General features: G+C 30.4%; 19 protein-coding genes. 18 read left to right on the top strand and 1 reads right to left on the bottom strand.

Annotated features, from left to right (window positions below):
- Window position 1: 1 nt before the first annotated feature.
- From ACOQN8_RS03755 to ACOQN8_RS03670, 18 genes are all read left to right on the top strand, one after another.
- Window positions 2-448: a sterol desaturase family protein gene (locus ACOQN8_RS03755; RefSeq protein WP_420551661.1), complete on the top strand. Its 447-nt coding sequence runs from the start codon at window positions 2-4 to the stop codon at window positions 446-448.
- A complete protein-coding gene (locus ACOQN8_RS03750) occupies window positions 445-1,143 on the top strand; it encodes a lycopene cyclase domain-containing protein (RefSeq protein ID WP_420551660.1) in 699 nt (232 codons plus the stop codon). Before ACOQN8_RS03755 ends, ACOQN8_RS03750 begins: the two co-directional genes overlap by 4 nt.
- Window positions 1,133-1,612, top strand: a complete 480-nt coding sequence (locus ACOQN8_RS03745) for a TspO/MBR family protein (RefSeq protein ID WP_150899916.1) — start codon at window positions 1,133-1,135, stop codon at window positions 1,610-1,612. Before ACOQN8_RS03750 ends, ACOQN8_RS03745 begins: the two co-directional genes overlap by 11 nt.
- A gap of 5 nt (window positions 1,613-1,617) precedes the next feature.
- The gene (locus tag ACOQN8_RS03740; protein ID WP_272151583.1) at window positions 1,618-2,271 is read left to right on the top strand and encodes a TetR family transcriptional regulator C-terminal domain-containing protein; all 654 of its coding nucleotides are present in this window, start codon (window positions 1,618-1,620) and stop codon (window positions 2,269-2,271) included.
- On the top strand, window positions 2,268-3,578 hold the full coding sequence (locus ACOQN8_RS03735) for an ABC1 kinase family protein (RefSeq protein WP_420551659.1): 1,311 nt from the start codon (window positions 2,268-2,270) through the stop codon (window positions 3,576-3,578). The genes ACOQN8_RS03740 and ACOQN8_RS03735 overlap by 4 nt, the downstream gene beginning before the upstream one ends.
- A 56-nt stretch (window positions 3,579-3,634) precedes the next feature.
- Window positions 3,635-4,189, top strand: a complete 555-nt coding sequence (locus ACOQN8_RS03730; RefSeq protein WP_420551658.1) for a flavin reductase family protein — start codon at window positions 3,635-3,637, stop codon at window positions 4,187-4,189.
- Window positions 4,190-5,602: an SDR family oxidoreductase gene (locus tag ACOQN8_RS03725; protein WP_420551657.1), complete on the top strand. Its 1,413-nt coding sequence runs from the start codon at window positions 4,190-4,192 to the stop codon at window positions 5,600-5,602.
- A gap of 81 nt (window positions 5,603-5,683) precedes the next feature.
- Window positions 5,684-7,144 (top strand): cryptochrome/deoxyribodipyrimidine photo-lyase family protein, encoded by a 1,461-nt coding sequence (locus ACOQN8_RS03720; RefSeq protein ID WP_420551656.1) that lies wholly within the window; start codon window positions 5,684-5,686, stop codon window positions 7,142-7,144.
- Window position 7,145: 1 nt separating this feature from the next.
- Entirely contained in the window at window positions 7,146-7,565 is a 420-nt protein-coding gene (locus tag ACOQN8_RS03715; RefSeq protein WP_420551655.1) for a hypothetical protein, read from the top strand.
- Entirely contained in the window at window positions 7,562-7,828 is a 267-nt protein-coding gene (locus ACOQN8_RS03710) for a TIGR03643 family protein (protein WP_150899923.1), read from the top strand. Before ACOQN8_RS03715 ends, ACOQN8_RS03710 begins: the two co-directional genes overlap by 4 nt.
- 2 nt (window positions 7,829-7,830) lie before the next feature.
- Entirely contained in the window at window positions 7,831-8,247 is a 417-nt protein-coding gene (locus tag ACOQN8_RS03705; protein WP_150899924.1) for a 6-pyruvoyl trahydropterin synthase family protein, read from the top strand.
- Window positions 8,210-8,905 carry a GTP cyclohydrolase I FolE gene (gene folE / locus ACOQN8_RS03700; RefSeq protein WP_420551654.1) on the top strand — a complete coding sequence of 232 codons (696 nt, stop codon included), beginning with the start codon at window positions 8,210-8,212 and terminating at the stop codon, window positions 8,903-8,905. Before ACOQN8_RS03705 ends, folE begins: the two co-directional genes overlap by 38 nt.
- Window positions 8,902-9,126, top strand: a complete 225-nt coding sequence (locus tag ACOQN8_RS03695) for a hypothetical protein (protein WP_150899926.1) — start codon at window positions 8,902-8,904, stop codon at window positions 9,124-9,126. Before folE ends, ACOQN8_RS03695 begins: the two co-directional genes overlap by 4 nt.
- Complete coding sequence (locus ACOQN8_RS03690) at window positions 9,123-9,800, top strand: SDR family NAD(P)-dependent oxidoreductase (RefSeq protein WP_420551653.1); 678 nt, start codon at window positions 9,123-9,125, stop codon at window positions 9,798-9,800. The genes ACOQN8_RS03695 and ACOQN8_RS03690 overlap by 4 nt, the downstream gene beginning before the upstream one ends.
- An 11-nt stretch (window positions 9,801-9,811) precedes the next feature.
- Complete coding sequence (locus ACOQN8_RS03685) at window positions 9,812-10,336, top strand: CIA30 family protein (protein WP_420551652.1); 525 nt, start codon at window positions 9,812-9,814, stop codon at window positions 10,334-10,336.
- Window positions 10,337-10,879, top strand: a complete 543-nt coding sequence (locus ACOQN8_RS03680) for a glutathione peroxidase (RefSeq protein WP_370630554.1) — start codon at window positions 10,337-10,339, stop codon at window positions 10,877-10,879. It begins immediately after the preceding gene.
- A gap of 1 nt (window position 10,880) precedes the next feature.
- On the top strand, window positions 10,881-11,366 hold the full coding sequence (locus ACOQN8_RS03675; RefSeq protein ID WP_420551651.1) for an SRPBCC family protein: 486 nt from the start codon (window positions 10,881-10,883) through the stop codon (window positions 11,364-11,366).
- The gene (locus tag ACOQN8_RS03670; protein WP_420551650.1) at window positions 11,356-12,651 is read left to right on the top strand and encodes a cryptochrome/photolyase family protein; all 1,296 of its coding nucleotides are present in this window, start codon (window positions 11,356-11,358) and stop codon (window positions 12,649-12,651) included. Before ACOQN8_RS03675 ends, ACOQN8_RS03670 begins: the two co-directional genes overlap by 11 nt.
- A 100-nt stretch (window positions 12,652-12,751) precedes the next feature.
- On the opposite strand, the gene alaS is transcribed toward ACOQN8_RS03670, so the two are convergent.
- The gene (gene alaS, locus ACOQN8_RS03665) at window positions 12,752-15,367 is read right to left on the bottom strand and encodes an alanine--tRNA ligase (protein ID WP_299118310.1); all 2,616 of its coding nucleotides are present in this window, start codon (window positions 15,365-15,367) and stop codon (window positions 12,752-12,754) included.
- Between the last annotated feature and the right edge of the window lie 117 nt (window positions 15,368-15,484).

Genomic DNA, 15,484 nt, shown 5'->3' with positions numbered 1-15,484 from the left:
AATGATATTTGCAACTGTCACAATACTAACTTTTATAATAATGGAAGGTGTTACATGGTGTACTCACAAATATGTAATGCACGGTTTTGGATGGTTTTTGCATGAGGATCATCATCAACCAGGTTATCCACATGTGTTTGAGAAAAACGATGCCTTTTTTGTGGTTTTTGCAATACCAAGTATGCTACTATTTTACTTTGGAATTAGACCAGAGCTAAATTATCTGTTTTTCATTGGTTTGGGTATTTTGTTGTATGGAATAGCTTACTTTTTAATACATGATGTATTAATTCATAGAAGATTTAGTTGGTTTAAGAATACAAAGAATAGATATTTAAGAGGTTTAAGAAAAGCACATAAGATACATCACAAGCATTTAGGTAAAGAAGAAGGAGAGTGCTTTGGTATGTTATTCGTGCCATTTAAATATTTTAAGAAAAGACAATGAGCAGTTACTTGTATTTAATATTAAATTTAGGAAGTATAAGTATACCTTTACTCTATAGTATTTTTGAAAAAGAGATACACTTTATTAAGTACGCAAAAATTGTTTTTCTCAGTATAGTTATAGTTGCGATCCCTTTTTTAGTTTGGGATGCAATTTTTACAAATTATGGTGTTTGGGGATTTAACAAAACCTATTTTTTAGGAGCAAAAATACTGCAAATGCCAATAGAAGAATGGATGTTTTTTATCTGCATACCTTATGCGTGTTTATTTACGCATGAGATGTTAAGGATTTATCAACCAAATTTAAAATTATCTAGAACACAGGCTATTATCATAAGTGTGGTAGCGATAATAATTGTTTTTTGGTTATTGATTTTTAATTTAGATAAAACTTACACGGTAGTAAATTTTTTATTATTTTTATCATTAATGCTTTATAGTTTAAAAAAGCATTTAATTGCGTTACAAGAATATTTTCCAAGTTTTCTGATAATTTTAGTTCCTTTTTTTATTGTAAATGGAATTTTAACAGGAAGTTTTATAGAGAGTCCAGTAGTTTGGTATAACAATTCAGAAAATATTAATGTTCGATTATTTACGATTCCCCTTGAAGATGTGTTTTATGCATTTAACTTATTGTTTTCAATACAGTTAATATTTAATCATTTTAAAACAAAAGTCTATGGGAATTAGTAAAGTTATCCGTTTTTTAATTTTTTTAAGTTTAAACTTTTTGGCATTAATCGTTGGGGTATGGTTAATGAATAATGGCCCCCAAACAGATTGGTACAAATCGTTAAATAAGGCGCCTTGGACGCCAGCAAACTGGGTTTTTGGAGCAGCCTGGTTTTTTATTATGTTTTGCTTTTCATTTTATATGACCAACTTAAGCTTCAGATTTAAACTAACTAAAGGAGGGTTTCTTATTGCATACTTATACATGGTTCAATGGATTTTGAATGTTATGTGGAATTACTTCTTCTTCAATCAGCATTATACAGTTTTAGGGTTAATTATAATAACCGCATTATGGCTGTTAATAGGGTATTTTACTGTTGAGTATTGTAGAAAAATGAAACTTTATACACTATTAATATTGCCATATTTAGTTTGGATGACAATCGCTACAAGTTTAAACGCTTATGTAGTATTTAATAATTAGAAATTATGAGTAGAAAGAAAAAAATAACACCAGAAATAATTATAGAATGGTATATGAACTCAGTTCTAATATCTGGAAAACCACATTCTATTTTTGAGTTTGCAAAGAATAACAATTTTGAAGAAGGAGATTTCTATAAGTTTTTTTCAAGTTTTGAAAGTTTAGAGAAGCAAATTTTTAAAACGTTTGCTAAAGAAACAATTCATATGCTTCATAAAACAGAAGCCTATCAAGATTATGGATCGAAAGAAAAACTATTAAGTTTTTATTTTACTTTTTTTGAGTTGTTAACCGCAAATAGATCTTATGTTTTACTTCAGTTAAAAAATAATAAGTTAGATTTTAATAAGCTTTCAGTTTTAAAGGAATTAAGAAAAGAGTTTATCAATTTTATAGATGGAATATCTCTTGAAAAGATTGATTTTAAAAATGATAAAATTAACAAGGTTCAGGATAAAACAATTGCTGAAAGTTATTGGATTCAATTATTAATGATTCTCAAGTTTTGGATAGATGATGAATCACCAAATTTTGAAAAAACAGATGTTTTTATAGAAAAATCAGTAAAAGCAAGTTTCGATATACAGCAAATAGCACCAGTAAAAAGTGTGATTGATTTAGCTAAGTTTTTGTGGAAAGAAAAAATGCCCATGGTATGAAAACACTAAATAAAATCCCCGTTTCAAAAATAGAAAGAGCTACAAAGTTGGTAACAACAGGGCTAAAAGTTGGAGTTAATTATGCCAAGTATTATGGGAATAAGTTAACACAAACAGAGGAAGAAGCTAGAGACCAATTAAATAAAGACAATGCAGAAGATATTTACGACGGGTTAAAGGAATTAAAAGGCTCTGCATTAAAAGTGGCTCAAATGTTAAGTATGGAGAAAAATTTACTCCCAAATGCTTACGTAGAAAAATTTTCATTATCGCAGTTTTCAGTACCACCATTATCTGGCCCCTTAGTTATAAAAACATTTAAAAAATATTTTAAGAAAACTCCAGAAGAGGTTTTTGATACATTTACAAATGAATCAGTAAATGCAGCAAGTATAGGTCAGGTTCATAAGGCGACAGTTAAAGATAAAAAGCTAGCAGTAAAAATTCAATATCCTGGTATTGCAAATAGTATTTCATCAGATTTAGCATTAGTAAAGCCAATGGCTATGAAAATGTTCAATATAAAAGGAGAGGGTTCTGATGAATATTTTAAAGAGGTAGAAAATAAGCTACTTGAGGAAACAAATTATGTCTTAGAGTTAAAGCAAAGTAATGAAGTAGCGAATGCATGCGCTAAGATTCCTAATTTGAAGTTTCCAGCCTATTATCAAGAATATTCGTCAGAGAGAATTCTTACAATGGATTGGATGGATGGTATTCATTTATCAGAGTTTACAGAGCAAAATCTTGATGAGAAGAAAGCTAATAAATTAGGACAAGCCTTATGGGATTTTTACATGTATCAAATGCATGTTTTAAAGAAAGTTCATGCTGATCCACATCCAGGAAATTTCTTGGTGTCTCCAAAAAACGAATTAATTGTTATTGATTTTGGTTGTATGAAGTCGGTGCCTGAAGATTTTTACGTTCCTTATTTTGAATTAGCAAAAAAAGAGAATATAGAAAATCCAGCTTTTTTTGAGAGTAAATTATACGAACTTGAAATCTTAAGAAAAGACGATACAAAAGAAGAGAAACAATTTTTTAAAGGGCTTTTTCATGAAATGTTATCTTTATTTACACAGCCTTTTCAAAAAGAAGAATTTGATTTTTCAGACGATGAGTTTTTCGGAAGAATAGCAGACTTAGGACAAAAGTATGCTAAAAATACCGAGTTAAAAAAGATGAATGGAAATAGAGGCTCCAAGCATTTTATTTATATAAATCGAACCTTTTTCGGATTGTATAATTTGATGCACGATTTAAAATCAAAAAAAATCAAAATAAATAATTATAAAAACCTGTAATGCATATTACAAGAAAAGAAATAGAAGCGTTTCCGCATTTGTACAAGATAAACCTAATGAATAGTATATCAGGGTACAAATCGGCAAATTTAATAGGGACTAAATCCCAAGAAGGGATAACCAATGTTGCGGTATTTAGTTCAGTAGTTCATTATGGTTCAAATCCACCTATTTTAGGATTTGTCTTGCGTCCAACTACAGTAGTCAGAAATACCTATAACAATATTAAAGAAACAGGGATTTATACAATTAATGCAATAAGTGAAGGTATGATAGAAGAAGCGCATCATACATCAGCAAAATATTCGGCAGAAATATCAGAATTTGATAAAACTAATTTAACCTCCGAGTATAAAAATAATTTTGATGCACCTTTTGTGGCAGAATCCCCTTTGCAATTAGGAATGAAATACCTAGAAGAATACCACATAAAAGCTAATGATACAGTTTTAGTATTGGGAGAGGTAACCGATTTATATTTTGAAGATACTATGTTATCGGAAGATGGTTTTTTAAATCTTTCTAAAGAAAATGTAGCAGCAATTAATGGGTTGGATACTTATATGGTAGCAAAAGAGTTTAAAAGATTGTCATATCAAAGACCAAAATAAATGAAAATATTAATCACAGGCACAACAGGATATGTTGGTAAGAGAATAATTCCAATCCTTCTTCAAGAAGGGCATACTCTTGTGTGCTGTGTGAGAGATTTAAATAGAATTCCTTTAGAGCTAAAAACTAAAAAAGAAATAGATTTTGTTGAAATAGATTTTCTAAAGCCTGAAAATCAATTACCAAAAGATATAGATGCAGCATATTATTTAATACATTCAATGTCTACCAGTAGTGACGATTTTGAAAGTTTAGAAGAAACATGTGCTAAAAACTTTAAAGATTTGGTAGAAAAAACAACATGTAAGCAGGTCATATATTTAAGCGGAATAGTAAATGACAATTCGCTTTCAAAGCACTTGCAGTCAAGATACAAAGTAGAACAAATATTAAGTAGTAAAGAATATGGTTTAACCACGTTTAGAGCGGGTATAGTAGTTGGAAGTGGAAGTGCTTCTTTTGAAATTATAAGAGATTTGGTAGAGAAACTTCCTATAATGGTCGCTCCAAGATGGTTACATACAAAAACACAACCTATAGCAATAAGAGATGTGTTATCATATTTAACAAAATCGCTTTTTAATGAAAAAGTGTATAATAAGTCATACGATATTTTTGGGCCTGAAGTGTTAACGTATAAGGAAATGCTGTTGCAGTTTGCAGAAGTAAGAAAGTTAAAGCGTATCATTATTACCTTACCAGTGTTAACTCCCAAATTATCATCATATTGGTTATATTTTGTTACTTCAACTTCGTTTAATTTAGCTAAGACTTTGGTAGATAGTATGAAAGTAGAAGTGATTGGGAGAGAAAGTAATATAAATGAAATAATAAATGTAAAACCAATTACTTATAAAGAAGCAGTTGATAGAGCTTTTGAGAAAATAGCCCAAAATTCAATGATTTCTAGTTGGAAAGATGCAAAAATAAGTGGTGTTTTTAAAAAAGAATATAGCGACTATATCGAGTTGCCTCATTTTGGATGCTTTAAAGATGTTAGGAGTAGGTATGTTAAAGATGAGCCAGAAACATTACATAAAATTTGGAGCATAGGAGGAAAAACGGGCTGGTATAGATTTAATACTTTATGGAAGATTAGAGGTTATATTGATAAGGTTTTTGGAGGAGTGGGGTTAAGAAGAGGTCGCAGACATCCTACAGAACTAGAACCTGGCGATGCACTTGATTTTTGGAGAGTATTATTAGCGGATCAACAGAATAAAAGATTGTTGCTTTTTGCAGAAATGAAATTACCAGGAGAAGCTTGGCTAGAGTATAAAATAGTGAAGAATAAATTATATCAAAGAGCGGTATTTAGACCTAAAGGAATATTAGGTAGAATGTATTGGTTTTTAGTACTGCCTTTTCATGGTTTTATTTTTAGAGGTTTAATAAATCATCTATCTAAATAGGTATATTTTTTTGAGTGTTAATTTTTTGTTTAAGAGTTTTTTAGTTATCTTAAACAAAATAAAAATTAAAGAGTTTAAATATTGGATAATAAAGAGAAAATAGTAGTAGTTTGGTTTAAGAGAGACCTTCGTTTACAAGATAACGAAGCAGTTTATAATGCTCTTAATTCTGATAAAAAAGTGCTATTTGTTTATCTTTTTGAAAATAGTCTTTTGAGTGATGAGCATTATTCAGAAAGACATTGGAACTTTATTAAAGAATCGATAAGAGATCTTAACTCTGAATTGTTGAAATACAATACAAGAGTTCTATCAGTGAAATCGGATGTGATTCCTTTTTTTAGGTATTTAAAATCACAAAAAAATATTACAGAAGTTTATTCGCATTTAGAAACAGGAATTTTAAAAACCTACAATAGAGATAAGTCATTTAAAAGATTTTGTGTAAACAATTTGATAGAATGGAAAGAGAATATCCATAATGGAGTATTTCGAGGTAGAAAAAATAGAGAGCATTGGAAAGAAGATTGGGAGTCATATATGGAAAAAGAAACCTTTTCTTTTACACCAACAAATGCAGATTTTATAAGAAGTGAAGAAATTGACCTTTTAACAAAAAACTTAAAAGAAGTAGACTTAAGTACGGAAAAGAGCAATTTTCAAGTAGGAGGTAGAGTTACTGGCATAAAATATATGCATAGCTTTTTCAATAATCGTTATAAAAATTATGCAAGACATATATCAAAGCCTAATGAAGCAAGGGAAAGTTGTAGTCGATTATCGCCATATATAGCGTGGGGAAATCTTTCAGTAAGAGAAGTTTTTCAACAAGTAAAAACAATAAGACCAAAAGTGCAAAATAAAAGAGCTTTAGATGCATTCGCTTCTCGATTGCGATGGCAAGCACATTTTATACAAAAGTTTGAAATGGAGTGTGTCATGGAAAGAGAAAGTATAAATAAAGGATTTCGAAAATTAAAAAAAGATGTAACAGAAAAATATGTAAAAGGTTGGAAAGAAGGTAAAACAGGAATCCCTTTTATAGATGCTTGTATGCGTTGTTTAATAACTACGGGGTATTTAAATTTTAGAATGCGAGCAATGTTGGTGTCCTTTTTTACACATAATTTATGGCAGCCATGGCAAGAAGCATCTAAATATTTATCAAAGTTATTTTTAGACTTCGAACCGGGAATTCATTTTCCTCAACTGCAAATGCAGGCAGGTGAAACAGGTATCAATACTATTAGAATTTATAATCCAATAAAAAACGGATTAGAACATGATCCAGATGCCATATTTATAAGTAAATGGGTGCCGGAGTTAGCAGATTTACCATTAATGTTCAAACATCAACCTTTTAAAATGACCGAATTGGAGCAAAAACTTTACGGTTTTAGTTTAGGAAAAGATTATCCAAAGCCAATAGTAGATGTAGAGGCATCAAGAAAAAAAGCATCGGATATTATCTGGGGATTAAAAAAAGATCCAGACGTAATAAGAGAAAGCTTAAGAATTATAAACAAACACATAATTAAATAATATGCTGTTCAATATAACATACGCGGATAAAGATGATTTGGCAGAAATCAATTCATTAGTAGGAAAACCTATGAGTTTTATCCAGTCGCTAAAGTTAAGAGGAGTAGGTTCGGGAAGAATGATTGTAGAGGAAGTAAGTACTAATCTCCAAAAAATATTAACCAAAGTGAATGAATTAGACTACGGTAGCATAGAGTTAAGACCTAATGGAGTAATAGTTTATATAACAAAGCAAATGAGAAGGTTTTGTTTGGTAGTGCCTTACTATAAGTTAGTAGTGTTTAATGATACATTTTTTAGTATTCACTCAGACAATAGTTTTATAAGGTTTCGTAAGGACATAAAATTTAAAGAAAATAAAAAGTTTATAGATAAAATGATGAATTTGAAGGGAGTAAAAACACAAAATCATTTTTTATGAATGAAAGAATGTTAGATAGAATAATAGAGATGGCTTGGGAAGATAGAACCACATTTGATGCAATTCAATATCAATTTGGTTTAAAAGAACAAGAAGTGATTGTTTTAATGAGACAACAACTTAAACCATCAAGTTTTAGATTATGGAGAAAGAGAGTTCAAGGAAGAAAAACAAAGCATGAACTTAAAAGAACCTTTATAAAAGGAAGGTTTAAATGTAGTAGGCAAAGGAATATTAGTAATAATAAGGTTTCGAAACGATAATTATGTTAAAACATAAACTAGGAATTACAAGAAAAGAACATTTTAATGCAGCACATAGACTGCATAACCCAAATTGGACTTTAGAAAAAAATAAAGAAGTTTTCGGAAAGTGTAATAATCCGAATTTCCATGGGCATAATTATGAATTGGAAGTAACAATAATTGGAGAAATTGATGAGGATACAGGTTATGTAATAGATACAAAAAAGTTATCTAAGCATATAAAAGAAGAAATATTAGAGCCGTTTGATCATAAGAATTTAAACATAGAAGTAGAAGAATTTAAAAAGTTGAATCCTACGGTAGAAAACATAGCAATAGTAATTTACAATAAGTTGCGAAGCGTACTTCGTAACGATTTAGAAATTAAAATTAAACTTTATGAAACACCAAGAAACTTTGTTGAATATCCCTACTAAAAGCAATTTTACAGGATTGAGTGTTGAAGAAATAGGTGATGATCATTTATACTTAGGAATAGAAACACCAATGGTGCCAGATGCTTTTTTGATTTCTAATGAAGAAAAGAAGGAAAAAATAGCAGGTTTGTTCAAGGAAATAATGGAAACTATGGGATTAGATTTGTCTGACGATTCTTTAAAAGGAACTCCCAAAAGAGTTGCTAAAATGTATATTGAAGAGATTTTTTCAGGACTAAATCCAGCTAACAAACCTAAGATAGCGTTATTTGATAACAAGTATCAATATAACCAAATGTTGGTTGAGAAGAATATTAGTTTTTATTCAAATTGTGAGCATCATTTTGTACCCATAATGGGAAAAGCACATGTAGCTTATATTTCATCAGGGAAGGTAATAGGGCTTTCTAAACTAAATAGAATCGTGCAATATTATGCTAAAAGACCTCAAGTACAAGAACGGCTTACTAACCAAATAGCAAGAGATTTACAAGAAATACTAGAAACAGAAGATGTAGCGGTTATTATAGAAGCAAAACATCTATGTGTCTCATCAAGAGGAGTAAAAGACGATTCTTCAGAAACAGTAACCTGTTTTTATGGAGGTAGTTTTAATACATCAAAGAAAATTGTTGAACTTCAAAATTATTTAAAATGAGTACAGTAAATTTAATTCAAGAAGCATTAGATTTTGAAAAAAATCATAAGAAGTTAAGAACTAGAAATGATAAAATTTTAGCATCAAGAAAAGCGAAAGAAATCATTTTATCAATAAATGAAATCTATAAAAAAACGAAAGATAAAAGCTTGATGGATATCATGAAACGCCTAACATTAATTAAACAAAAGGTAGAAAAAAGATTAAAAGGTAGGTTATGAAAACAATTGTAGTAGTAGGAGGAAGTAAGGGTATTGGAAAAGCAATAGTAGATAGTTTAAAAGAGACTACAAAAATTATTAATATAAGTAGAACTTCTACAGAAACACATTCCAATATTATAAACTATGAATGTGATATTACAACAGATGAGTTACCTGTATTGGAAGAAATACATGGTTTAGTTTATTGCCCTGGAAGCATCAATTTAAAACCATTTAAACGCTTAACTCTTGATGATTTTCAAAATGATTTTAATATCAATGTAAAAGGGGCAATAAAAACCATAAAAGCTTATGAAGACGTATTGTCTAAAAATAACAGTAGTGTAGTTTTTTTTAGCACAGTAGCGTCAAAATTAGGAATGCCTTTTCATGCTAGTGTTGCATGTAGTAAATCGGCAATAGAAGGATTAACAAAGTCCTTAGCGGCAGAATATGCTACAAAAATTCGCTTTAATGCAATAGCACCTACAATAACCGATACAACTTTAGCGGCAAGATTGTTAAGGAATGAAAAGCAACAAGAAATAATGAAAGAAAGGCATCCGTTGAAGAAAATATTAGAACCAACGGAGGTGGCAGATTTAGCTTGCTTTTTACTATCGAATAAAACAGCAGGAATAACTGGACAAATAATTCCGATAGATGCAGGAATAGTAAGTGTAAAAATTTAAAATAAGAAAAAATGAAGTGGTTAATATTAATAAGTGTTTTTTTCTTTGTTAGTGACGAAATTGTGGTTTTTGATAAAGCACAAAATTCTCAAAAATGGTATATCACAAACGATGTGGTTATGGGAGGATTATCGAAATCATCAATGGAGGTAAACAAAGAAGGTAAAGCAGTTTTTTCAGGAGAAGTGTCGACAGAAAATAACGGTGGATTTGCAATGACTAGATTACCTTTAGCTATCAATTTAGATGGTAAAAAATCAAAAATTGTGCTAAATTTAAAAGGTGATGGTAAAGAATATCAGTTAAGGTTGAAAGCAAGTAGAAGTCAACGTTTTTGGTATGTGCATAAGTTTAAAACTACTACCGAAAACCAAGAAATAGAATTACCTTTAGCAGACTTTTATCCGTCATTTAGAGGATATACATTAGATTTAGCGAATTTTTCTGGAGATCAGTTAAAGGAAATGGCAATACTTATAGGAAATAAAAAGAATGAATCATTCAATCTAGAAATAGAAAAAATAACCATCAGGTAAATGAAATTATTAAAAATAACAATACTTATGACACTATTTAGTTTTTTAGGAAATGCACAAACAAAAGAACCTAAAGAATCTTTGTATACGCTAAAAATAGAAGGAATATCAGGAGATGATTTGAATTTAAAGCAATACAAAGGAAAAAAGATATTGTTTGTTAATGTAGCTTCTAAATGTGGGTTTACAAATCAATATGATGGATTGCAAGAGTTGTATACAAAGTATAAAGATAAACTAGTGGTTATAGGATTACCATGTAATCAATTTGGCGCTCAAGAACCAGGTACACAAACAGAAATACAATCATTTTGTAGGTTAAATTATGGAGTCGATTTTCCTATGACAGAAAAAATAGAAGTAAAAGGAGAAAATCAACATCCAATTTATCAATGGCTTACACAAAAGTCTAAAAACGGAAAAATGAATTCTTCAGTAAAATGGAATTTTCAAAAATACCTTGTAGATGAAGAAGGTAGGTTGATAGATGTGTTTTATTCTATAACAAAACCTATGAGTAGTAAAATAACTAAACTGTTGTAAAGTGGTTCAATTCAAAAAACACTCAGGAATATATACTTTAACTACAGTACAGGTTTTAGATGTTTCTCTTGAAAAAGCATGGAGTTTTTTTAGTGCTCCTCAAAATTTAGAAAAGATAACACCATCACATATGGGGTTTCAAATAACATCTGAAGTAGATAAAAAAGCGTATGCAGGGCAAATTATAACTTATAAAGTAGGAATTTTACCAGGCCTAAAGTCTAGTTGGGTTACTGAAATAACACAAGTTAAAGACGAACAGTTTTTTATAGACGAACAGCGTTTTGGTCCTTATAAAATGTGGCATCACGAGCATTGGTTTGAAGAATTGTCAGAAGGAAAAACATTAATGAAAGACAAAATTTCGTATAAAATTCCATTTGGATTTTTAGGACACATAGCGCAAAGTGTTTTTATAAAAAGACAACTTAAAAATATTTTCGAACACAGATACAGTACTTTAGAAAAGTTGTTTAATGGAAAATAAGATAGTTGTTTTTTGGTTTCGTAGAGATTTACGATTGAATGATAATAAGGCGTTAAGTATAGCGCTTAGTTCAGGTTATAAAGTACTACCTATTTTTATTTTTGATGAAGATATTCTTGATAAGTTACCTAAGGATGATGCTCGTGTAAACTTTATTCATCAAGAGTTAAAAAATATAGATGAAACATTAAAACTGCATCAATCATCATTGTTGGTTTTAAAAGGAAAACCAATAGATGTTTGGCAAAAATTAATTGAAGAATATGAGGTAGCAAAGGTTTTTACAAATAAAGATTACGAACCTTATGCAATACATCGAGATGCTCAAGTACAGTCCTTTTTAAAAGAGAAAGGAATAGAGTTTAATTCGTTTAAAGATCAAGTAATTTTTGAAAAAGATGAGGTTGTTAAAGAAGACGGAACTCCTTATACCGTGTACACGCCTTATAAAAATAAATGGTTAAAGGCTTTTAAGGAAGAAGAACATACACAAGAATATAAACTTGAGTTTTCTAATTTTTTAGAGATTTCAAAAGCGTTTCCTGCTATAGAAACTATTGGGTTTAAAGAGAGTACTATAAAGGTAAAGCCTTATAGCTTAACCCAAATAGCCACTTATGATGAAACTAGAGATTTTCCTTCAAAAAACACGACTTCTTATGCTTCGCCACACTTGCGTTTTGGAACAGTAAGCGTAAGAAAAATGGTGAAAAAAGCACTTCAGTTAAATAGTACCTTTTTAAATGAATTGATTTGGCGTGAGTTTTTTATGCAAATTCTCTATCATTTCCCAAAAGTAGTTACTCATAATTTTAAGCAAAAGTATGATGCAGTTCCATGGAGAAATAACAAAGAGGATTTTGAAAAATGGTGTAAAGGAGAAACAGGATATCCAATGGTAGATGCAGGAATGCGAGAACTGAATGAAACAGGGTATATGCACAATAGAGTACGCATGATAACTGCTGGTTTTTTATGTAAGCATTTACTTATCGATTGGCGTTGGGGAGAAGCATATTTTGCAGAAAAACTATTAGATTATGATTTGTCTGCAAATAATGGGAATTGGCAATGGGCAGCAGGAACTGGATGTGATGCAGCTCCTTATTTTAGAGTTTTTAATCCATCAGAACAATTAAAAAAGTTTGATAAAAACTTAGTGTATGTGAAAAAATGGGTAAAAGATTTTGAAGAGCTTACCTATCCACAACCAATGGTAGCACACAAATTTGCAAGAGAAAGAGCAATTAGCACTTATAAAGAAGCCTTAGCAAGAGTTTTATGAGGCTTTACTTTTTGAAAATAATATTTTGATTCTTTTAAATAAAAAAGGTTCAAAGAAATACAAACTTTGAACCTTTTTTAATGATTTTATAAACTAGTAATTACACTACATATTCTTTAGCTTTATCTAATACTTTAGGTAAGCCTCCTGGGTTTTTACCACCAGCAGTAGCAAAGAAATTTTGTCCACCACCACCACCGTGGATATATTTTCCTAATTCACGAACTACTTTACCAGCATCATAACCACGCTCATTTGCTAACTCTTTAGAAATATAACAAGTTAACATTGCTTTTTCTGGAGTAGCTGAAGTAGCAAATAATAAGAATAGGTTTTTGTGTTCGCCACCTAATTCAAACATTAGGTTTTTAATACTATTTTGATCTAAATCTACTTTAGTAGCTAAGAACTGAACACCATTAACTTCCTCTAATTGATTTTTAATGTCGCCTTTCATGTTTTTAGCTTTGTCCTTTAAAAGCTGTTCTATTTGTTTTTTTAAGGCAGTATTTTCAGTTTGTAAGTTGTTTACAGACTTAGCAACATCTTTAGGGTTTTTTAATAACTGTTTTACAGCAGTAAAATTACGTTCAACATCTTCAAAGTATTCTCCAACAGCTACATTAGTAATTGCTTCAATACGTCTAATACCAGCAGCAACAGCTCCTTCTGATTTTATTTTGAAATACCAAATGTCACCTGTTTGTTGTACGTGAGTACCTCCACATAATTCCATTGATTGTCCAAACTTAATAGCACGAACACTATCTCCATACTTTTCACCGAACAATGCTATTGCACCTTCATCAATAGCTTGTTGCATAGGAATACTTCTTCTTTCTATTAAAGGTAAGTTTTCACGAATACGAGCATTTACAAATTCTTCAATTTCTTGTAGTTGATCTTTGTCTACTTTTGAGAAGTGAGAAAAGTCAAAACGTAAATAATCTGGGCTAACTAACGATCCTTTTTGCTCTACATGTGTTCCTAAAATAGAACGTAATGCTTGATGTAATAAATGCGTAGCAGTATGATTACTTGCAGATAAACGTCTAAATTCATCATTTACAACAGCCTTAAACGTTTCATTTAAGTTTTTAGGAAGGTTTTTAGTAAAGTGAATAATTACGTTGTTTTCTTTTTTAGTATCTACTACATAAATAACATCACCATTAGAAAACTCAATATAACCTTTATCACCAACTTGTCCACCACCTTCTGGGTAGAACGGAGTCATGTTGAATACCAATTGGTATTGATCTCCATCTTTTTTGGTAGTAACTTTTCTATAACGAGTTAGTTTTACATCAACACTAAGTGTATCGTAACCAACAAATTCTTCAACTTCATCTTCAATTAATACAATCCAATCACCAGTTTCACTTGCTGATGCAGCACGAGAACGATCTTTCTGAGCTTTCATTCCTGCATTGAATTCCTCTTCATTAATCTCGTATCCTTTCTCACGAGCAATAAGCTGTGTTAAGTCTAACGGGAAACCATAAGTATCATATAACTCAAAAGCTTTTTTACCAGAAACCGTTTTACCTTCAGTTGTTTCAATTACTCTATCTAGTAATAATAAACCTTGATCTAAAGTTCTTAAAAAAGAAGCTTCCTCTTCTTTAATTACATTATGAACTAATGAATATTGTTTTCTAATTTCAGGAAAAGCATCTCCCATTTGGTGAGATAAAGTTTCCGCTAACTTGTATATAAATGGTTCTTTTTTGTTTAAGAAAGTAAATCCATAACGAATAGCTCTACGTAAAATTCTTCTAATTACATAACCAGCACCATTATTGCTAGGTAATTGACCATCGGCAATAGCAAAGGCTACGGCACGAACGTGATCTGAAATTACACGAATTGCAATGTCTATTTTTTCATCTTTACCGTAAGAAATTCCAGTAATTGTTTCAACTTCTCTAATTAACGGTGTAAATACATCTGTATCATAATTAGATTGAACATTTTGTAAAACCATACATAAACGCTCAAATCCCATACCTGTATCAATATGCTTTGCAGGTAAATCTTCTAATGAACCATTAGCTTTACGGTTGAATTGCATGAAAACTAAGTTCCATATTTCAACAACTTGAGGATGGTCTTCGTTAACTAATGTTTTACCATCAATTTTAGCTTTTTCTTCAGCCGAACGAATATCAACATGAATTTCTGAACATGGACCACAAGGACCTTGATCACCCATTTCCCAGAAATTATCTTTTTTATTTCCCATTAAGATACGATCTTCAGAAATGTATTGTTTCCATAAATCGTATGCTTCTTGATCCATTTTAGTACCGTCTTTTTCGTCACCTTCAAAAACAGTTACATATAAAATGTCTTTATCTATTTTATAAACTTCGGTTAATAATTCCCAAGCCCAAGCAATTGCTTCTTTTTTAAAGTAATCACCAAAACTCCAGTTTCCTAACATTTCAAACATGGTGTGGTGATAAGTGTCATAACCAACCTCTTCCAAGTCGTTGTGCTTACCAGAAACACGTAAACATTTTTGAGAATCTGAGATTCGATTATTTTTTGGAGTGGCATTCCCTAAGAAAAACTCTTTAAAAGGCGCCATACCAGAGTTGGTAAACATTAAAGTAGGATCGTTCTTTAACACCATAGGTGCCGAAGGAACGATGTCGTGTTGTTTTGATTTAAAAAATTCTAAAAATTTAGCTCTAATATCCTGAGATTTCATACAACTCTAGTATCTTAATTCTGTTAAATTATCATTAAAAAACCGCTTTAGAAAAGAAGTTTTAAAACATTTTGTAAATTTGTGAGTTTCTAAACATAACCCCTTAAAACAAGTTGC

This window comes from Tenacibaculum aiptasiae (genome assembly GCF_965221665.1).
In the GTDB taxonomy this organism is placed as follows: domain Bacteria; phylum Bacteroidota; class Bacteroidia; order Flavobacteriales; family Flavobacteriaceae; genus Polaribacter; species Polaribacter aiptasiae.
Note: the sequence above shows the minus strand (reverse complement) of the source record. Positions and strands in the feature narration are given on the sequence as shown.